This window comes from Flavobacterium pectinovorum (assembly GCF_900142715.1).
GTDB lineage: Bacteria > Bacteroidota > Bacteroidia > Flavobacteriales > Flavobacteriaceae > Flavobacterium > Flavobacterium pectinovorum.
Window position 1 is genome coordinate 97,810 of the sequence record NZ_FRBX01000006.1, and the last position, 21,077, is coordinate 118,886.

The 21,077-nt window shown below is 33.0% G+C and carries 17 protein-coding genes; 3 read left to right on the forward strand and 14 right to left on the reverse strand.

Annotated features, from left to right (window positions below):
* Positions 1-56 precede the first annotated feature (56 nt).
* Positions 57-905 carry an AraC family transcriptional regulator gene (locus BUE22_RS19130; RefSeq protein WP_243396842.1) on the forward strand — a complete coding sequence of 283 codons (849 nt, stop codon included), beginning with the start codon at positions 57-59 and terminating at the stop codon, positions 903-905.
* Positions 906-964: 59 nt separating this feature from the next.
* On the opposite strand, the gene BUE22_RS19135 is transcribed toward BUE22_RS19130, so the two are convergent.
* The 8 genes from BUE22_RS19135 to uvrC all read right to left on the reverse strand — a co-directional run bounded on the left by BUE22_RS19135 (position 965) and on the right by uvrC (position 11,752).
* Positions 965-2,185, reverse strand: coding sequence for a peptidoglycan DD-metalloendopeptidase family protein (locus BUE22_RS19135; RefSeq protein WP_073397468.1), 1,221 nt, complete (start codon positions 2,183-2,185; stop codon positions 965-967).
* A 21-nt stretch (positions 2,186-2,206) separates the two neighbouring features.
* Positions 2,207-3,148, reverse strand: a complete 942-nt coding sequence (locus BUE22_RS19140) for a tryptophan 2,3-dioxygenase family protein (RefSeq protein WP_042565493.1) — start codon at positions 3,146-3,148, stop codon at positions 2,207-2,209.
* A complete protein-coding gene (locus BUE22_RS19145; protein ID WP_073397844.1) occupies positions 3,148-3,918 on the reverse strand; it encodes a DUF3108 domain-containing protein in 771 nt (256 codons plus the stop codon). Before BUE22_RS19145 ends, BUE22_RS19140 begins: the two co-directional genes overlap by 1 nt.
* Positions 3,919-4,216: 298 nt before the next feature.
* Entirely contained in the window at positions 4,217-5,377 is a 1,161-nt protein-coding gene (gene hppD, locus BUE22_RS19150) for a 4-hydroxyphenylpyruvate dioxygenase (protein WP_042565494.1), read from the reverse strand.
* A 93-nt stretch (positions 5,378-5,470) separates the two neighbouring features.
* Positions 5,471-5,830: a four helix bundle protein gene (locus BUE22_RS19155; RefSeq protein ID WP_073397470.1), complete on the reverse strand. Its 360-nt coding sequence runs from the start codon at positions 5,828-5,830 to the stop codon at positions 5,471-5,473.
* Positions 5,831-6,005: 175 nt separating this feature from the next.
* Complete coding sequence (locus BUE22_RS19160) at positions 6,006-7,163, reverse strand: homogentisate 1,2-dioxygenase (protein ID WP_042565496.1); 1,158 nt, start codon at positions 7,161-7,163, stop codon at positions 6,006-6,008.
* Between the two features lie 509 nt (positions 7,164-7,672).
* Complete coding sequence (locus BUE22_RS19165; protein WP_073397472.1) at positions 7,673-9,949, reverse strand: patatin-like phospholipase family protein; 2,277 nt, start codon at positions 9,947-9,949, stop codon at positions 7,673-7,675.
* Positions 9,950-9,958: 9 nt separating this feature from the next.
* A complete protein-coding gene (gene uvrC / locus BUE22_RS19170) occupies positions 9,959-11,752 on the reverse strand; it encodes an excinuclease ABC subunit UvrC (RefSeq protein WP_073397473.1) in 1,794 nt (597 codons plus the stop codon).
* A gap of 136 nt (positions 11,753-11,888) precedes the next feature.
* Here uvrC and BUE22_RS19175 point away from each other — a divergent pair, with 136 nt between their 5' ends.
* A complete protein-coding gene (locus tag BUE22_RS19175; protein ID WP_073397475.1) occupies positions 11,889-12,875 on the forward strand; it encodes a succinylglutamate desuccinylase/aspartoacylase family protein in 987 nt (328 codons plus the stop codon).
* A complete protein-coding gene (locus BUE22_RS19180) occupies positions 12,862-13,431 on the forward strand; it encodes a 5-formyltetrahydrofolate cyclo-ligase (RefSeq protein ID WP_073397477.1) in 570 nt (189 codons plus the stop codon). The genes BUE22_RS19175 and BUE22_RS19180 overlap by 14 nt, the downstream gene beginning before the upstream one ends.
* Before the next feature lie 198 nt (positions 13,432-13,629).
* Here the strand turns inward: BUE22_RS19180 and BUE22_RS19185 are convergent, their stop codons facing one another.
* The 6 genes from BUE22_RS19185 to BUE22_RS19210 all read right to left on the reverse strand — a co-directional run bounded on the left by BUE22_RS19185 (position 13,630) and on the right by BUE22_RS19210 (position 21,007).
* On the reverse strand, positions 13,630-14,376 hold the full coding sequence (locus BUE22_RS19185; RefSeq protein ID WP_073397478.1) for a tetratricopeptide repeat protein: 747 nt from the start codon (positions 14,374-14,376) through the stop codon (positions 13,630-13,632).
* Positions 14,377-14,501: 125 nt separating this feature from the next.
* Positions 14,502-16,250, reverse strand: a complete 1,749-nt coding sequence (locus tag BUE22_RS19190) for a BatD family protein (protein WP_073397480.1) — start codon at positions 16,248-16,250, stop codon at positions 14,502-14,504.
* A gap of 129 nt (positions 16,251-16,379) precedes the next feature.
* On the reverse strand, positions 16,380-17,156 hold the full coding sequence (locus tag BUE22_RS19195; protein ID WP_042565503.1) for a tetratricopeptide repeat protein: 777 nt from the start codon (positions 17,154-17,156) through the stop codon (positions 16,380-16,382).
* 42 nt (positions 17,157-17,198) lie between these two features.
* Entirely contained in the window at positions 17,199-18,233 is a 1,035-nt protein-coding gene (locus BUE22_RS19200; RefSeq protein WP_042565573.1) for a VWA domain-containing protein, read from the reverse strand.
* A 138-nt stretch (positions 18,234-18,371) separates the two neighbouring features.
* On the reverse strand, positions 18,372-19,373 hold the full coding sequence (locus BUE22_RS19205) for a vWA domain-containing protein (protein ID WP_042565504.1): 1,002 nt from the start codon (positions 19,371-19,373) through the stop codon (positions 18,372-18,374).
* On the reverse strand, positions 19,373-21,007 hold the full coding sequence (locus tag BUE22_RS19210; protein WP_073397482.1) for a hypothetical protein: 1,635 nt from the start codon (positions 21,005-21,007) through the stop codon (positions 19,373-19,375). Before BUE22_RS19210 ends, BUE22_RS19205 begins: the two co-directional genes overlap by 1 nt.
* Between the last annotated feature and the right edge of the window lie 70 nt (positions 21,008-21,077).

Below are 21,077 nucleotides of genomic sequence, written 5' to 3' on the forward strand. Positions count from 1 at the left end.
AGCGGGTTAGCTTTCAATCAAAATTGTACTTATTGGTACTAAAATTGTATTTTAGCATGATGACAAACACAAATTTATATCTCCCTTTTGAAGTCGATGTAAAAGAACTTGAGCAGTTTCCGAAAACAACGCGGAAGAATAATTTTTTTGAGTTGATATATGTTGTGGGCGGAACCGGAATTCAGATTATTAATAATAATCAATTTCAATATCGTGCAGGAAATTTATTTCTTGTTACGCCTCAGGACATACATTCGTTTGAAATTTTAACGCCAACCAAATTTTTCTTTCTTCGTTTTAATGAATATTATATTAAAACAAATTCTCAAAACGGATTGCAGGAAACAGTGCGGCGTATGGAATATATTTTGCAAAACGCAAGTCATCGTCCGGGATGTATCTTAAAAAACACAGTTGACAAACCTTTGATTGCTTCGCTTATTCAAAGTATTATCAACGAACAAACAAATCAGCAAATTTATCATCAAAAGATAACAGAGCAAATTGTAAATGCAATAATCACAATTGTAGCGAGAAATATTGCCTTAAAATTACCAAAGAATATTAAAGAAGCGACAGGTGAAGTTGTGCTTGAAATACTGCATTATATTCAGGAAAATATTTATAATCCGAAACAATTAAAAGCAAATATAATAAGTGAGCATTTTAATATTTCGCTGAATTATTTCGGAAAGTATTTTAAGAAACAAACCGGAGAAACATTACAGGAATATATTTCAAATTATAAATTAAGATTAATCGAAGCGAGACTTTTAAATACTGATATGAGAATAAACGAAATTGCCGATGAACTTCATTTTTCAGACGAAAGTCATTTGAATAAGGTTTTTAGAAAATATAAAGGAATGAATCCGTCGGAGTTTAGGAAAACATTTTCGAAATAGGTTTGTTTTGTGAAACATTTTTCGTGTTCCTTCCTGATTTTTTTGAATAAAAAAGAATATTACAAATTCCCAATACTATCCAATTCTCTTTTTAAAGGTTCCATTTGCTTTAAGAAACGGTTTCTGTCATTTCCTGTTAAAGATTCTCCCGTTGGAAGATTTAATCGAAGTGCATCAACCTGAATTCCGTTTTTCCAGAAACGATAACAAACGTGTGGGCCAGAAGCTAGTCCTGTGCTTCCAACTAATCCTATTTTTTGTCCCTGTGTAACTCTTTGTCCGCGTTTTACTAGAATTCTGGACATGTGCAGATATTGAGTAGAGTAGGTGCCGTTGTGTTTTACTTTTACAAAGTTTCCGTTTCCGGCCGTATAACCAGTCGCTTCAACAACTCCGGATGCAGTTGTAGAAATTGGTGTTCCTGTTGGAGCTGCATAATCAGTTCCTTTGTGTGCTTTCCAGGTATGTTGTACCGGATGAAATCTGTTCATCGTAAAACGTGAAGTGATTCGGCTAAATTTAATTGGAGTTTTTAAGAAGAAGTTTTTCAGTGTTTTTCCTTCATCGTCATAATATTCTACTTTTCCTGAAATCGTATCTTTTTCAAACGGAAAAGCATAAATAATTTTTCCTTTATATTCAAAAAATGCCGCTTCAAGTTCTTCCACGCCATCATAAACTTTTCCGTTTATAAAACGTTCAGTAAAAATTAATCCGTAACGATCTCCTTTTTTTAATTTAAAGAAATCAATAGACCAGGAGAATACTTTAGTGATTCTGCTGGCAAGCGCTGTTTCTACGCTTTCGTTTCCTAAAGTTTCAGATAATGAGCTTTTTAAAACACCGCCAATTATTTTACGTTTAAAAGTTACAGGTTTTATTTTTTTATAAGCTTTTGCAATACTATCCCTAACATCAATTACATAATAAGTTAAAGCATCAGGCTGATAAATAAAAACTTCTAAATTGTTGGTTTTATTTTTAGATCGAAGAATGGTGTACGGTTTGTTGTATCGAATCGTTCTTACATCAAAAGAATCTTTTACCTGCTCGACAATATCATACACTTTTTTGTCGCCAATATTTTGGCTTTGGAAAATAGATCCAAACGAATCTCCTTTTTTTATAGTATCGTGAAGTACATTAAAGTCAGCGTAATTAAAACCAAATTCTATTTTTTTAGATTTTGGTTTGCTAATTTTAGTTTCTACCTTTTCAGCAGTTTTATTACATGAAAATATGGAAAATAATACTATTATAATTACGAATGCTTTTTTCAAACTTTTAAAATTTTTGAGAAATTAAACAGTGGTTTCATTTCCCCAATTGGACAATTCTTCTTCGGTCCACAATTTAGGAAAAAAGATGCGTCTTTGAAATTTTGGATGCATATATTTTTGCCAATCGCTTCCGCCAGTTGCCTCGCCATTGCCTTTTCCGCTTTCTAGTATGTATTTTCTTGCAGTATTAAGATGTTGCATTACCCACGTAATATTTACCGTTTGATCGTAATGACGCATTGCCTTAATTAATTCCTCATTTTGCTGATCTGCTTGGGGTAACTGTGTAAATTTTTGCCAAATGTTTTTTGTTTTGAAAGATGACATTTGACGCAAAAACTGATCTTTATATTTGTTTTCAAATTCCTGAAGCAAATAAGATTTTTTTCCGGTTTGATAATCTTTTCCTGCGGCCTGCCAATACAAATGTTCGAAACTGGTTTCTGGATCTGTATTTTCATCAAAACTTTCCTTGTATCTGCGATCTGTCAAATTGATAACATCCGTAGATGCAAATTCGATTAATCTGTATTGTGCACTTTGAAAACCACTGGCAGGAGTCAAAGTATTTCTGAATTTCATGTATTGATCCACTTCCATTCCGTTTTCCATAATACTAAACGAATTCGTAAGCATGTCAAAATAACGTGTGATTCTGGACAATCTTTCACTAAAAAAATCTACCTGAATATTTTCTGTATCAGCAATTTGATCAATTTCCCACAAGATCATTTTAAAAATCAATTCGTTTACCTGATGATACATGATAAAAACCATTTCGTCAGGAAGCGTAGTACGCTGAATCTGTAAATTTAAAAGTGCATCAGTCTGAATGTAATCCCAATATGTAATTGGTTTTGACCAAAGTAAACCTTCAAGTTGTACATCTGTTTTCTGATTTATAGCTTGAAATTTAAGGTCAATTTCTTTTAAAAGTGATTCAGAATTATCTGTGGTGTTCATTATTTTTTTACTTTAAATGGATTTTTTAATCCTTTATATTCATCAAGATCTGCTTTGAGTGATCCTACTGCAAGATCTGCTTTTATTCTAACCGGAACTTTGTTATTGTCGTCTGATATCCAAAGTGTTAAGCTTTCTTTTTCCTTGAAAACTCTTCCTGTTTGTACCAATGGTTTAAAGACCATAGTAGAAACGGTTCCAAATTTAGTTGTAATATCCTGACGACCTACATATTTTAACTTAAATTTTGTGATTTCTTCATCAAAAAACATGTCGATTGTAATTGACTCTCCAGATTTTAGTTTATCAATGTTGGGATGATTTCGCAGGTAATAAAAAGACGAAACAATATCCTGCACATTATCAGTAAGAAGAATTGTTTTTTCGGTTTTTCGTTTGTAATCTTTTACTAAAACTCTATTTTCTCCGTGGTTAAAAATACCTTCCTGATTTTTGGTGTAACCGCCTTCGTCAATTTTTCTAACATAGCGATATGGTTCACCCGTTTGTCTGTCGAAATAACTTTCGTATAAATCTTCAACCTTAAAGAAAAATTTTGACATTCCGGTGGTATATCCTTTACCCACGGCATGAAAAACCTTTTTATTATTTATGGTTGCGTCTTTAACTTCGAGTGTGGCATAACCGGCATTTACAATTCCATAATGGATTCTGAATTTAAAATATTCACCAGTATCAAAAGCATCTTCTTTTTGGGCGTCGAAACTGAGAACGGTAAGGGCTAATATGATGAGAAATAACTTTTTCATAGTACAATTTTTACATTTCATTATAAAGGTAATTAAATGCAAATTCTATTCCAAATGTACCAAAACAAAAAAACTCAGTCAAAAATGACTGAGTTTTTATGCTATTAACTAACCAAAAAACTATAAATTATGAAATTTATATCAATTCGAAAGGAAACCACCCCTTTCTGATTTGCGAGTGCAAAGGTAGATATAAAGTTCAAAAAACAAATAGCAAAAAGCAAGTTTAACATAACATTTGCATAAAAAGCATCGTTTTACCGAGAATTCTTCGATTTAATGTAAAAATATTGCGGTTTTACAAAGTTCCTCTTAATTCTTGTTCTCTTTCAATCGACTCAAAAAGGGCTTTAAAGTTTCCTGCGCCAAATCCTTTTGCCCCCATTCTTTGAATAATTTCAAAAAATAGCGTTGGTCTGTCCTGAACCGGCTTCGTAAATATTTGTAATAAATACCCATCTTCATCGGCATCGACCATTATGGCTAATTTTTCAATTTCGTTTATATCTTCTTTCATCATACCCATATGTACACCCAATCTTTCAGGAATTGCTTCATAATAAGTATGAGGAGGAGCAGATAAAAATTCAACTCCGCGTGCTTTTAACTGCGAAACTGTTTTTATAATATCATCTGTAGCAATAGCAATATGCTGAATTCCTGGTCCGCCGTAAAAATCTAAATACTCTTCGATTTGCGATTTTTTCTTTCCTTCGGCAGGTTCGTTAATTGGAAATTTAATTCTTCCGTTTCCATTCGACATTACCTTACTCATCAATGCAGAATATTCTGTGGTAATTTGTTTATCATCAAAAGAAAGGAAATTTACAAATCCCATAACTTCTTCATAGAATTTTACCCAGGTATTCATTTCATTCCAACCTACATTTCCAACCATGTGATCAATATATTTTAATCCCGTTGGTTCCGGATTATAGTCAGATTTCCATTCTTTGTAACCTGGTAAGAAAACACCATTATAGTTTTTTCTTTCTACAAAAATGTGAACTGTTTCTCCATATGTATAAATTCCTGAACGAACAACTTCACCAAACTCATCAGATTCAACCGTTGGTTCCATAAAAGAGCGGGCACCTCGTTTTATGGTTTCTTCATAAGCACTTCTCGCATCTTCAACCCAAAGTGCGGCAACTTTTACTCCGTCCCCGTGTTTTTTAAGATGTTCGTGAATTGGTGAATCTTGCGTTAATGGCGTTGTTAAAACAATTCTGATTTTGTCTTGTTTCAAAACATAAGACGCTCTGTCTCTAACTCCTGTTTCTAATCCTGCATATGCTAATGACTGATATCCAAAAGCAGTTTTATAATAATGTGCAGATTGTTTTGCGTTTCCTACGTAGAATTCTACATAATCGGTTCCTAATAACGGAAGGAAATCCTGTGCTCCTTCAAAGATTTTTTCTAAACCGTATTCTACTGATTTTACTTCTTTCATAATGAGATAATTTGAGAATGAGATAATGAGATAATTCCTAAAATGAACTTAATTAGATTAATTTTCTAATTGGCACATTGACAAATTATCTAATTATTATTTCATTTTTGATGTTGATATTATTTTATTTAAAATTTTTAAAATTTCTGATAGATCATTTAATAAACGTTTGCAATTTGGATATTCTCTGTGCGCATCACACAAAAACAACCAATATTCTGTTTCGTCAGCTTCCTTAATTGCAATTTTTAATTTATGAATAAAATCTGCTTTGCTTTCTGCGTTTTGTGACTCTTTTGAATTTGCCCCAATTGATGTTCCGCTTTTTAGTAACTGATTTGCAATTACAAACTTCTTCTGGTCTTGTAATTCAGTTGTATAGTCAATTATGTTTAGTGCAAAATTGAAAGTTTTTATTAAAAGAGCGTTGTCCTTGTATTTTTCGTTGAAAGTCATGTTGTAATATGATAAATTAGAAAATTTGATAATGAGATAATTATTTTATGTAAGTTTAAATTTACAAATTAAATCATTTTTTATAATTATCTAATTTTCTAATTGCCGCATTTTCTAATTTTTGCGTTTTCAAGAACATTATCTAATTTTCTAATTAGCACATTATCTAATTATCTTACTCCGTCCAGGACTTATAATACTTGCCATCATCAAGCCCCATTGCTTCTTCAGTAACCATTAATGGTCTGAAAGTATCAACCATAACGGCCAATTCCTGGGTTTCTTTGTGACCAATGCTGCGTTCCATTGCGCCTGGTGCCGGTCCATGCGGAATTCCTTTTGGATGTAAAGTGATATGGCCCTGCTCGATATTATTACGGCTCATAAAATCGCCATCAACATAATACAAAACTTCGTCAGAATCTATATTGCTGTGATTATAAGGTGCCGGAATTGCTTTCGGATGATAATCGTAAAGTCTAGGGCAGAATGAACAAACGACAAAAGTGGCCGTTTCAAATGTTTGATGTACCGGAGGCGGTTGGTGAACACGTCCCGTTATAGGTTCAAAATTATGAATTGAAAATCCGTATGGGAAATTGTAACCGTCCCAACCCACAACGTCAAAAGGATGAGTGGCATACACCACTTCGTGAATCATGCCTTCTTTTTTGATTTTAATTAAAAAATCACCTTTTTCGTCATGTGTTTCCAATTCGTTTGGTAAAATAAAATCACGTTCGCAAAATGGCGAATGCTCTAAATGCTGACCCGATTGGTTTTTATAACGTTTTGGAGTATAAAAAGGAGAATAAGATTCGACATAAAAAAGTCGGTTTTCTTCCGTTTCAAATTCTATTTGGTAAATGATGCCTCTCGGAATAATAAGATAATCGCCATATTCAAAAGGAATATTTCCTAACATGGTTCTTAATTTTCCTTTCCCTTTATGGATGAAAAGCATTTCGTCGGCATCGGCATTTTTGTAGAAATAATTTCGAAGCGATTCTTTTGGAGCGGCCAATCCAATAATACAATCTTTATTGACCATCATGGCTTTTCGGCTGTCGAGAAAATCATTCTCCGGTTTCAATTCAAAACCTTTAAATAGTAATGATTTTATATTTTTTCCGATTGCAATTTTTGGTTCAACCGAATAAGAGTTTAAAATTTCTTTAACCTGAGTTGGTCTGTGAACATGATATGATAATGACGAATGTCCGTGAAAACCTTCGGTTCCAAACAGTTGTTCGTAATAAAAACCTCCGTTAGGTTTTTCGAATTGTGTGTGTCTTTTTTGAGGGAAATCTCCAAGTTTATGATATAATGGCATGGCTTTTCAATTAGATAATTTGTAAATTAGATAATTCGAAAAAGGTGAATTGTGTGAACAGATAATCAGATCAATTTATTATTGACTAATCATCTCAATTCGTTGGTTTCACTCAGGATTTCTCTTGATGAGGAATTGAAGATATTCTAATAAACCTGTCCATTTTGTTTTCATTATAACAAATGTCGTAATTTTTATTGATTTAAATTATAAATCATATCATTTAATAACCGCAAATTAATCTAAAATTTTTGACATTACAACGATATAGTTGTAAAATAATTCAATTTTTTCTCAATTAAAGCAAATTTGAAAAGCAAAAAATTTAACCGCAAAGTCCGCAAAGTTTTTTACTATTAGATTTTATAAAGAAGGGAAAGCTCGCAAAGCTTTGTATTGATTTAGCTTTGCGAGCTTTGCATTTTGACAAAACTTAAAATATTTTAAAAAACTTTGCGGACTTTGCGGTTAAATAATTACGTTTTTCCACAACATTTAAAGAATTGAGATTAGAACAAAAATCCGATACTAAACCAGGTAAAACTTTTTGACATTTCCGGCGACCACGAATGCTTAATTTCGATTGGTCCTATAATTGTTTCAAGTCCGTAGCCTATAGCATAACCAGAATATTTTGGCATAGAAACCCAATCAACAGTCGTAAAAATATCATCACCAAGATTAGCATAATTAGCAGAAATATTAACGTGATTTTTTTTCAATATTTCATAATCAAGCGTCAATGCTGTTTTTATATAACTGTTTCCGGCAATACTTAAAAAATCATATCCGTAGAAATAATTAAAATTGTTGATCTTATTATATCCATATCCACCCAAAATATAATCAAAAAAAGGAACGCTGTCACTGCCAATATTAAATCCGGCATCGGCTTCGATTTTAAAAGTAGCTTTTTTAAATAATCTGTCAACAAAAGCAATTTCTGCCTTTGCTGTAGAAAAAGGTTTGAATTTTCGTGTATAATCTGAAGATGCCAAATAGGTTTGCACATCTGTAGAAAAATATATTCCCGAGTGAGGGAAACTTTTATTATCTAAAGAGTCATATTTTAAATATCCAAAAACACTAAAATAACTGCTTTTTTCGATGATGTTATCTTCATTAGAAAGTGTTGGCGAATTTATTTTCAAGTATTTATATTCAAACCCGCCGCCCATTAAAAATTTTTGTACAAAAATAGTTTGAAAATAAGCCTGATTCGTAACGTCCATAAAGTCAACGTTAATTAAATTTCCTGGACTTTCTGTAATTAAGCTGCTGAAACTATTGGTCACATTTCGATTAAATTGATTTAATCTCGAACGAAATCCAAAACTTATATTAAAACCATTTTCAACATAATAATTAAGATCATATCTAAAATTATCCCCTAAAATAATGTCTAAAGAAGTTACATCATTTTTTAAGAATGTTTTTTTATGTGTAAGATTTAATAAAATTCCGCTTTTATAAAGTCCATCATAATGCAAGCCCAATTTCAAATACGTTTGCGTTGGATTTTCTCTTAATACTAAATCTAAATCATCCTCATTTCCATTTGGTTGTAAACAATAAGAAATCGCACTAAAGTTTTGTGTTGCATCCAGATTATTCATTCCGGCTTTTAAATCATCATAAGTAATAGTACTTTCGGGTTTAAAACGAAGTTTCCCGCGAATATATTCTTTAGTATAATTATCTAATTTATCGCTGTTTATTTTTTTAATTTGAATAGTATCAGAGCTTATTTTTAGCTTTGGTTTTTTATAAAAAGTAGTTTCGTTTGTCAGGGCTTTGATTTTTTCGTAAACAGCAAAAGCAGCTTCTTCACCTTTTCTTATTATTTCTTCACCTTTATCAAATGAAATTACGCCATAATCACGAATGTCGGGTTTTATGTAAACATCTGTGTCTTTGATTTTCTTTTTCATTTTGTCAATCGACTGAAGATTGGTGATTTGTACCAAAATTCTGGTTGCATTTTTCAGGCTTTTTCGGTTCAGTAAATCATCCTGAACATCAACACCAATTATAATGTCTGCACCAAGATTACGAACTTCTTTTATAGGATAATTATTAACCACGCCACCATCAACCAATAATTTTCCGTCGATTTCTACCGGAGTAAAAAGGGAAGGAAAAGCCGCACTTGCCATCATTGCCTGAACAAGATTTCCTTTGTTTAATAAAACTTCTTCACCCGTTTCGATGTTTGTACCAATACATAAAAACGGAGTTGGTAATTTGTTAAAATCGCGAACATGCCTAACATTGCGGGTTAAACTGCTTAATAAATTATAATTGTACATTCCCTTTGAGAGTGCTTCGGGAATACCGACTCTGAAATTACTGAAAGGCAAAACAATGGCATACAATTCATCATTTTTTTTGCCATAAAAGTTTTTAGACGAGCGCGGAATATAATCGTTTATCAATTCGTCAAAATTCGTTTTTTTGAAAATAGAATCAATTTGAGAGGCGTTGTAGCCAGAAGCATAAAGTCCGCCAATTATAGACCCCATACTGGTTCCGCCAATATAATCGATTTTGATTCCGGCTTCTTCCAAAACTTTTAAAACTCCAATATGTGCAAATCCTTTGGCACCTCCACCACTTAAAACCAAACCTATTTTGGGTCTTTTTACGCTGTCTTGTTGTTCCTGCGAAAATATTTGTTGCGAATTAAAAAATAAAAATGCGAGAACTACCAACTGAACAAACCAGTTGGAAATGGAAAAAAATTGTTTTGAACAAGTATTCGTAATGTACAGCTGAATTGGGCGCATAAGAAATAACTAGTTGGTTTTGTAAAAGTCGACAATTTTTTTGGCTTTTGATACTCCTACAACGTCAGATATTTCTTTTTCGGTAGCCAATTTTAATCTTTTAACACTTTTGAAATGTTGTATTAACGTAAGCATAGTTTTTTCGCCAATGCCCGGTATGCTTTCTACAGAAGAATTGAGCGCGGCTTTGCTTCGTTTGTCACGATGAAACGTGATTCCGAAACGGTGCGCTTCGTTTCTTAACTGCTGAATTACTTTTAACGTTTCAGACTTTTTATCCAAATATAACGGAATGGAATCTCCCGGGTAAAATAATTCTTCGAGACGTTTTGCAATTCCGATAATGGCAATTTTTCCTCTTAATCCTAAATCGTCAATACTTTTTAAAGCAGCAGATAATTGTCCTTTTCCTCCATCGATAATAATCAATTGCGGGAGCGGTTCATTTTCATCCAGTAATCTTTTGTAACGACGATAAACAATTTCGGTCATCGACGCAAAATCGTCAGGGCCTTCAACGGTTTTTACGTTAAAATGGCGATAATCTTTTTTGCTGGCTTTTCCATCTTTAAAAACTACGCAGGCCGCAACGGGATTTGTCCCTTGAATATTTGAGTTATCAAAACATTCAATATGTCTTGGTTCTACAGGCAAACGCAAATCTTTTTGCATTTGTGCCATAATACGATTTACATGTCGGTCAGGATCTACAATTTGCAATTGTTTGAGTTGTTCAATCCTGTAAAACTTAGCATTTCTGATTGATAAATCCAGAATTTGTTTTTTATCGCCAAGCTGTGGAACCGTTGTTTTTATTTTTTCTCCCAAATCAATTTCAAACGGAACAATTACTTCTTTTGATAATAAATTAAAACGTTCGCGCATTTCTATAATCGCCAGTTCTAATAATTCTTCATCGGTTTCGTCCAGTTTTTTCTTGATTTCCATGGTATGCGAACGAATGATTGATCCGTGCGAAATCTGTAAAAAGTTCACATAAGCCGCACTTTCATCTGATACAATCGAAAATACGTCAATATTGGTAATTTTCGGATTTACAATTGTCGACCTCGATTGGTAATTCTCAAGAATTTCTATTTTTTCTTTGATTTTCTGTGCTTCTTCAAAATGTAGATTCTGCGCATAATCGTTCATCAAACGCTTAAAATCTTTCATGCTTTCTTTAAAATTTCCTTTCAGAATTTCGCGAATAGCGTCAATTTGTCTTTGATAATCTTCAAACGATTCATGACCTTCGCAAGGACCTTTGCAATTGCCAATATGATATTCGAGACAAACTTTAAATTTACCCGAATTGATATTCGATTGACTTAAATCGTAATTGCAGGTTCTTAACGGATACAATTCTTTGATCAAATCCAGAATTGTATGCACCATTTTGAAATTTGTGTAGGGTCCAAAATATTCAGACCCGTCTTTGACCATTCTTCGGGTTAAAAATATTCTCGAAAAAGGTTCTTTTTTAATGCAAATCCACGGGTAACTTTTGTCATCACGCAACAACACATTATAGCGTGGCTGCAATGTTTTGATCAGGTTGTTTTCTAATAAAAGTGCATCGGTTTCGGTAGGAACAACAATATGTTTTATGGTTACAATTTTTTTAACCAGAACATTTGTCTTTCGGGTATCATGAATTTTATTAAAATAAGAAGAAACCCTTTTTTTTAGATTTTTGGCTTTGCCAACATACAATATTTTATCGTCTTTATCGTAATATTGATACACGCCGGGATTGTCCGGCAAGGTTTGTATTTGAAGTTCTAAAGACGGTTTTTGCATTCTGTTTTTTGTTTCTGAAGATGTCTGAAAAGCGTTCCAAAAACCATTCCGATTTTCATTTGAAGCTTAACATTGATTTAGTTCCAAATTTACGAAATCAAAAGAATAATTTCTATATTTAGATTTTATAATTCATATGAAAAATAACAAGCCCATGATTATTTTTGGCGAACCGGTTTTGCCAGGAGAACATAAAACAATCAACGTTGAAATTGCCCGATTACACACGACTACAAAACTGAATATTCCTATTATTGTACGTCGCTCAAAGCTTGATGGCCCTGTGGTTTTATTCTCTGCAGGAATTCACGGCGACGAAATAAATGGTGTCGAAATTGTACGCCAGATTATTAGCAAGAAAATAAATCGACCAATTCGGGGTACCATAATTTGTATTCCGATTATCAATATTTATGGTTTTGTAAATAAATCGCGAGAGTTTCCTGACGGGCGTGATTTAAATCGTGTTTTTCCGGGAAGTAAAAAAGGTTCGTTAGCAAGTCGTTTTGCGTTTCATATCGTAGCCGAAATTTTACCGATTATAGATTACGCAGTCGATTTTCATGCCGGAGGCGCAAGCAGATTTAACGCTCCACAAATCAGAATTACAGAAAACAACAAGGAATTAAAACTTTTGGCAGATGTTTTTAATGCGCCTTTTACTCTTTATTCTAAAAATATTGGTGGTTCTTTCAGGAATACATCAGAAAAAGCCAATGTGAAAATGTTGCTTTTTGAAGGTGGAAAATCATTAGACATCAATAATGTTATTGCCAACGAAGGTGTGATGGGAGTGAAGCGTTTGCTGAATTATTTGGGCATGCTTGATCCAATTCAGATTGTAGAAGAACCAGAAAGCCCTTCAATTTTTATTAAAAATTCAGTTTGGCTTCGTGCCAAATGTTCCGGTTTATTACACGATTATAATTTGATTGGCAAGTTTGTCACCAAAGGAACAATTTTAGCGATAATCACAGATCCGTTTGGCAAATTTGAACAAAAAGTAAAAGCGCCGCATGAAGGTTATGTAATCAACGCCAATCATTCGCCAATTGTGTATGAAGGCGATGCGATTTATCATATTTCTAAAAATAATCCAGGAGAAGAAGATGCCGACGAATAAAAAAGAACTACGATTACATTATAAAAGTCTTCGGGCAGCACTTTCGCTTGACGAAATTGAAGAAAAAAGTCTGGCTGTAGCCAATGAATTACTGCAATTGCCAATTTGGGATAAAACCTATTATCACGTTTTTTTACCGATAGAAGAACAAAAAGAAGTCAATACAGAATATATTTTGCATTTGCTTTCCGGAAAAGATAAAGAAATCGTTATCTCAAAAAGTGATTTTGAAACCAGAAAAATGTCTCACTTTTTATTGACAGATAATACCAAAATTAAAAAAAACGAATACAATATTCCCGAACCTGTAAATGGTTTGCCGGTTCCGTCTGAAACTATTGAAGTAGTTTTTGTACCACTTTTAGCTTTTGATATTTTTGGAAACCGAATTGGTTACGGAAAAGGTTTTTACGATAAATTTTTAGCAGAATGCAAACCTGAAACCATCAAAATTGGTCTTTCATTTTTTGAAGCCGTAAACCAAATCGATGATGTTTTTGAATCTGATGTAAAATTGGATTATTGTGTTACGCCTGAGAAAATATATACATTTTAAATTTTCACCATATTGTTTTGTAGAGACGCACAGCAGTGCGTCTAACATCCAGCATATCGACAAACCTTGCGTAGACGCACTGCTGTGCGTCTCTACGATATAGATGGTCTAATAAAGAATCAAAAAATAAAAAAATCCCAAATTCCAATTGTTACTAACTTGGAATTTGGGATTTTTTTTATTGAATTTTAAATTTTTTTATTTTACTTCTTTAATTGTCAAAGAATCAATCCAGCCTTCAGTTCCGTCTGTTAATTCTATTTTTTTCCATTGGCCTAAAGTTTCTGTAACGTAAACTTTTGCTCCTTCGTGTAATAAGAAAATAGCTGATCCTGCTTTTTGAGGTTCGCTTCTTACTTCGCTAACTTCAGCAAAAACAATTGCGGGGCGATCATTATCATAATGGTCTTTTTCAGATATTCCAGATGCTATGCTTAATAGTAAAGCAACCAAAAGGACAAACATTCCGATGAAATAAATTCTTTTTGAAACCGTAAGCTGAGAAAAATAATAACCAATAAAACTTAGCAAGAAAGCAAAAGCAATTCCAACCGAAATTACCGCCCAGGTATTATAGGTAAAAATACCGGTAAAATTCTGAATCAGTTTTGCGAAACCTACTTTTGGAACTTCTTTTATTTCGTCAATAGTTAGTTTTTTTGCAAATTTTAAGTTGTTTAAAATTTCAGCATCATTTGGTTTTAAAACCAAAGCTTTCTCATAATTGTAAATAGAAGGTGCTACTTTGTTCAGTTTATAATAAGAATTGGCCAAATTAAAATACAACTCTGCAGATTGCTGTTTGTCTTCTTTAATAACGCTTTCGTACTCCTGAACCGCTTCCTTATATTGCGCTTTTTGGTAAAAAGCATTCCCTTTTTCAAAGCCGTTTTGAGCAAAGAAAACCTGAGAGATTAATAAAAAGAGATATAATATATTTTTCATTTTCTAAATATGTAAAAGATTTTAAACTTTGCGAACTTAAAATCAACGCAATCAAAATCACTTTTCTTAGCGCACTTTGCGGTAAAATTAACTTCGCGGTAAAAACTAAATTTGCGGTTAAAAACCTAAACGATTTGCTTTTCCAATTCCGAAATAATCAAAACAGCCTTATCATAATCCTGCTGAATTGAAGCGCTCGAAGCCGGAGCATAACGCGCAAATTCGCAGTTTTCTGTCAAAACAATAAAACTTTGAACCGTTTCCGGATTTGCATTTCTTGACAATAATAATTCGCGAATATTGTCTTTGCTCATTTCTGAGGTTTCAATATGTAATTTCGCTTTCAGGAAATTGTGCATTGCTTTTTCCAATGCGATATAAAACGGCTCTTTATTGTTAAGCTGTTTCTTGGCTTCAGATAAATATTTCTTCGCCAGTTTATTATTCATTTTGATTCTGTTTCCGGTAACGTCACTATCAATAGCTTCTTTTTTCTTCTTAGCTAAGATAATAATCGGTAAAATCACGAAAGGCAGGAACAATAGTGTATAATATAAATTCGAACCGTAAAAATCATCTTTAGCAATCGAAACCAGATTGGTTTTTGATTTTATGTATTTAAATTGTTCTGTTTTCGAAATCACATTTTTAGACGCGCTTGCTGTTGCGTTGGCTTCTGCCTGCATTGGTCCGTCGAGAACATCAATCATAATTTCCGGAGAATTTATGGTTTTATAAGAACCCGAATTCAAATCAAAATAAGAAAACTGCATTGCTTTTATGGCATATTTCCCTTTGTATTGCGGAATAATGGTGTACTTGTCTGAGATTTTTCCAGACATTCCAGACAATGTTGTGGTTACTTTTTCGTCATGAACAGGATCATACATTTCAAGTGCATTTGGCACCACCGGTTTTGGCAAAGTAAACAGTTTCATGTTTCCGCTTCCACTGGCACTTACATATAAATCAAGACTTTCGCCACTTTTTAAAGTTGTTCTTGAAGGTGTAACCGTAAAATTAAATTTACCAACTGCTCCGCTAAATCCTTCCGGTTTAGTAGCTTCAGGAAGAGGTCTTACATTAATAGTTTTTGCTCCGGCCGAAACTATTTTATTATCATCAGATAAAATCATTTGCCCAAACATATCGCGGCGATTTGTTGGCAATTGAACACCAATATCTAATGAAAGCGGTTCTATTGTTAATCTCCCCGATTTTTGAGGGTATAAGATCGTTTTTTTCAAGACCACAAAATAACATCTCTGACCTTGATAAGTTCCTTCTTCGATCTTTAATTGTTTGATGTCAATATTTTGATTCCAGAAATCATTGTATTTTGGTTTTGCCAGCTCTTTAAAACCGGTAACACCAATATTATTAAAGTACAATTTATAAACTACCGTAATAGGTTCGTTCAAATATGGACTTGTTTTCGAAATTTCGGCAACAAGATTTAAGGTTTCACTTCCGGAACCTTGTGGTCTGTCATTCGGATCTCTTTCCTCGGCAACAGCATTGGTAACCACAATTTTTATAGGTGCTGTTTTGTAGATTTGACCATTAAACTCAATTGTGGCCTGTTTAATAGTTACTGTGCCTTTTTGTGCAGGCTGTAAAATATAAGAGTAAATTTTTTGAAAAGAACTTCGGCCGTTTATCCACGATTGACTCACTTGCTGACTCGGACCTGCAACCACTCTAAATCCTTCAAAATTTGGCTGGTCAAAGTTATCTCCATCAACATTCATAATAAAGTCAATACGAAGTCTTTCGTTAAGTCCAAGCGTGTTTTTGCTTACTTTGGCTTCAAATTGAACTTGAGCCATAAGCCCCTGAAAAGTGAATAGTAATAGAATTAAATATCTTTTCATTAAAATTGTTTAATCGTTTTGGGGTTTAATCGTTTAATTGTTAATATGTTTAATCGTTTTTTTTACCGTTTTATTGTTTAATCGAATTAACAGTTAAACAAATCAACGATTAAACGATTCAACTTAATTTTACCAGTCTTTTTCTGTTTTTCTAGGACTGCCTTTTACTTTTTGAGCATTTACTTTATCCTGAATTTTCTTTTCTTCGTTGTTTACGGCATCTAATAAATTCTGAACACGCTCTTTTGAAATTCCGCCAGGTTGTGGTTTTGGTTCTCCGTTGTTGTCTGATTTATCATCTTTTTTCGGATCATTTTTACCATCTTTTTTGTCCTTGTCTTTATCTCCTTTGTCGTCTTTTTTGTCTTTATCCTTATCCTTGTCTTTATTTTTGTCTTTGTCCTTATCCTTATCTTTATTTTTATCCTTGTCTTTGTCCTTATCCTTATTCTTGTCTTTGTTTTTATCGTTTTTCGGAGGATTTTCTTTTAGTTTTTGTTTGGCGTACGCATAGTTGTAACGCGTTTCATCATCCGTCGGATCATTACGCAATGCTTGTTTGTAAGCTTCCACTGCCTGCGTATAATCTTTCTCTTTCATGAAAACATTTCCTAAGTTATGATAGGCTTTATGTTTGTCCGATTTTGATTTGGAATTTTTAATTGCTTTCGCGTAAGCCAATTTAGCTTCAGACGCCTGATTTTGTCTGTAAATTGTATTTCCTAAGTTATAAGAAGCAACACCGCGTTTTGCGAATTTTGATTCCGAAATTCTATAATTTGCCTCAGCATCAACAAATTTATTCTGCTTATATTCTTCATTACCTTCAGGCAATGTTTTATCTTTTTCCTGAGCCGAAACCGCCAAGGAAACCGTTAGTAAAATATAAAGAAGTAAATTTTTCATTCTAATGTTTTTATTTTTTTGTTTCAATTTTATTAGAAACAATTATTTCTTTTCGTTAAATAAATTCAACTCTTTAATCCAGTTTGTTTTTCTTTCCAAAAGGAAAATGTCTACAAATAACAATAAGAATCCTAAACCAAGAAACCACTGAAACTGCGATTGAAAATCGGCCATTTGCGTAGCTTCAAATTCTGTTTTCTGGATGTTATTCAATGCATTTTTAATGTATTCTAAAACCTCTTTTGTATTTCCGCCATAGACATAACCGCCTTTTGTTGCTTTAGCAATTGATTTTAAGCCTTCCTGATTCAGTTTTGTAATAACAGTTTGTCCGTTTTGATCTTTCTGGTAATTTCTTATTATCCCATTTTCTCTTAACGGAATTGTTCCTCCTTTTTCAGTTCCAATACCAATCGTAATAATTTTCATTCCTAATTTATTGGCTTCTTCCGCAGCAGCAGAAGCGCCTTCAGAATGATCTTCTCCATCAGAAATCAAAATCAATAATTTACTGGTTTTGCTTTTTTCATCGAAATAAGTAGATGATAATCTGATGGCCTCGTCAAGCGAAGTTCCTTGCGATGAAACCATATCCGGAGTCATACTTTGCAGGAACATTTTGGCAACGCTATAATCTGATGTAATTGGTAAAACGGGGAACGCACTTCCTGCATAAGCCACGATTCCAATTCTGTCGCTTCCAAGATTATTAATAATTTGCGAAACCAATTGTTTACTTTTCTCTAAACGGCTTGGTGCAACATCTTCTGCAAGCATACTTTTAGAAACGTCGACTGCAAAAACAATATCAATACCTTCACGTTTTACGGTTTCCATTTTAGTTCCAATCTTCGGATTTACTAATCCGATAATGATACACGCAAGTGCCAAAAGTAAAACGGATAATTTCAATACAGGTTTAAAAACAGAACTTTCAGGGCTTAGTTTTTTAACCATTTCAATGTCACCAAATTCACGTTGTTTTTTTCTTTTCCAATACAAATTGAAAAAGAAAATACACACCACAATTGGCAGTAAGAATAAAAGGTATAAATATTTTTTTTCGTCTAATTCCATATAATTTTTAAATTCCAATCCCAATTATTGTGGGAATAAATTCCAAATTCCAAATTTTTGCCTACTTCATTTTTTTAAAACCCAATTCAATTTGGAATTTGGAATTTTAAAAATTGTAATTTTTTAATTTTGAAAAAATTAAATAAAACTTCTGTAAACTGTATTTCTTAAACCAACTTCTAATAATAATAAAAATGCTGCGAGTAAAACAAAAGGTCTGTATTTTTCGTCGTAATCGTAGAATTTTAATTCCTGGATTTCAGTTGTTTCTAATTTATTAATTGCGCTGTAAATCTGTGCTAACCTGTCGTTGCTTGTTGCTCTAAAATAAGTTCCGTCGGTTTTACGGGCAATACTTTTCATCAATTGTTCGTCGATTTCTACTTTTTGATTTTTGAATAAAAATCCGCCGTTTGGTGCATATGCATACGGAGACAAAGCCATTCCGTTACTTCCCAAGCCAATTGTATATACTTTTATCCCATATTGTTTAGCAATATCTGCAGCTGTTTCCGGCTCAATAAAACCGGCATTATTAACACCATCGGTCATTAAAATGACCACTCTGCTTTTTGCTTTACTGTCTTTAAGGCGATTTACTGCAGTTGCCAATCCCATTCCAATTCCTGTACCGTCTTGTAACAGATTATCGTATTTGATTTCTTTTATCGCCTCCAGAATAATTGGTTTATCGCTCGTTACCGGAGTTTTTGTATAGGCTTCAGAAGCGTATAAAACCAACCCGATCCTGTCATTTGGTCTTTCTTCAACAAAATCTGCAGCCACTCTTTTTAAAGCTTCCATGCGGTTTGGCTTTAAATCTTTGGCAAGCATACTTCCTGAAACGTCAATTGCTATTACAATATCAATTCCTTTTGTTGTTTTAGTTTGATTGCTGATGTCTACTGTTCTTGGTCTTGCTAATGCAATTATCAAAGAACATAAAGCAATAATTCTAAAAACGTATAGACAAGGCTTTAGTTTTGTCCAAAATGACTCACTGTTTTTAAAACCCTGAGTTGAACTCATTTTTAACGTAGCCGATTGCTGATTGCGTTTCCAGAAAAACCAAGCAATTGCAATTGGAATTAAAAGAAACAACCAAAAAAATTCCGGATTTAAAAAAGTTATTTTATTCATTAGTTACTAGCTTTTCTAAGTTCAACAGAATTTAAAATTCGGGTTGTAATATCGTTTGCATACGTATCGCCTTCCTCGTGCAAAATCATGATTTGTTGTAATCCCTGATCTTGCTTGAATAATAAAATCTCGTAATATGCTTTTGCACTTGTTTTATCAACTGGATTTAAAAGCGTCATTGTTCCATATCCTTTTACTCCCTGAACACCTTCATTAGTCTGAAAATCTTCTTGTTTTACAATGATATTATGACCGCCCTGAGCTTCAATTATTTTTAAACTTCCTTCCAGCGCTTTTGCTAAATCAATATCAGTTGGAGTTTTAAATTTACTTGTTGAAACCGTGATGTAAAAATTATCAATCATGCTTCCGTATGCAAAAAGCTGCATTTCCTTAATCAGGGCCATTGCCTCTTTTGGAAGTACTTTTTGAGTATCCATACGTTTTAAAACTTTTGGAGTTTCGATTAAAACACCTGGATTTCCGTATTCACTTTTTACCCATTCTCCTTCTAATAATTCTTTGGTTTTATGACCGATTACATTATCTTTTACATATTTGAAACCTTTTGTAGCAATGAAAAAAGTTGTTGTTGCAGCCAATAAAAAGACAACTGTACCAACGGCAATTGCAATACGTTTGTTGCGCTTTTTCTGTAATTGCAGTTTAATTTGCTTTTGTCTTTGTGCTTCATTCAATAACTGATCTTCTATTTCCTCAGGAACTTCAGTCGGAATTGCGTTATCCAGCGTTAAAATTACTTTCTGGATTTTGTTTCTGTCATCTGTAATTTCAAAATCAAGCGGTTTAGATTTAGCAAATTTCACTAAATCGGCCTGACGTAAAACACGTTCCAGATTCTCAACTGTTTCTGGCGTTAAGGTCATTTTCTTCTTGGTAGAAGCAAGTCTTATTGCCTGAATCAATTCAGAAGTTGTACTTTCCATTGCCGGAATATGAATTGCTTCTTCAATATAATTACGGGCAATATCCGTTAATTCACTATAATATTCTTTGATTTCACCTTTTTGAACCAGTTCTTTTTGCTCTAAGTTGTTCAATAAACTTGTCGCTTTTTCAATTGGTGTTTTATAAACTTCTTCTTCGATTTTTTTCTGTTGACGTTTTTTGACGAACCAGTACACAAAAACACCAATTCCGATAATAACAACTACAAGTAAAACATAAATCCACCAATCGCCAATACCGTTATCAACAGCGGTAATGTCTTTGATGTCGTACATTTTTTGTTGTAATGTATCTACTTTAATGTTATTAACTTCAACTCGAATTGAATCGGTCGAAAAAGGTTTTTTATCAATTAAAATTTTAATGCTCGGAATGGTATATTTTCCCGAATCAAATTGCGTTAAACCATATTTTTTGATCAATTCATAAGTATCATTTTTCTTAACCGTATCAATTGGATAGGATTGAATCACTTCAAGCGGACCAATGTTTTTTAGTTTAGGAAAAACAACTTTCGATTTTGAACTCACAACTGTTTTAAGGGTTAACTTAAATTCAGCTCCAATTTTATTTTTTGTAGTATCAATGCTTGTCTCAATCTGCTTTTGCTGCGCAAAAATAGAGGAGGAAAGTAAAAATAAAAATATGTAAAACTTTAATTTCATTTGATTTTGTTTTCAGATTTTAGTCTAAAACGTATTGCTTAAATATGGAACACGGATGACGCTGATTTAA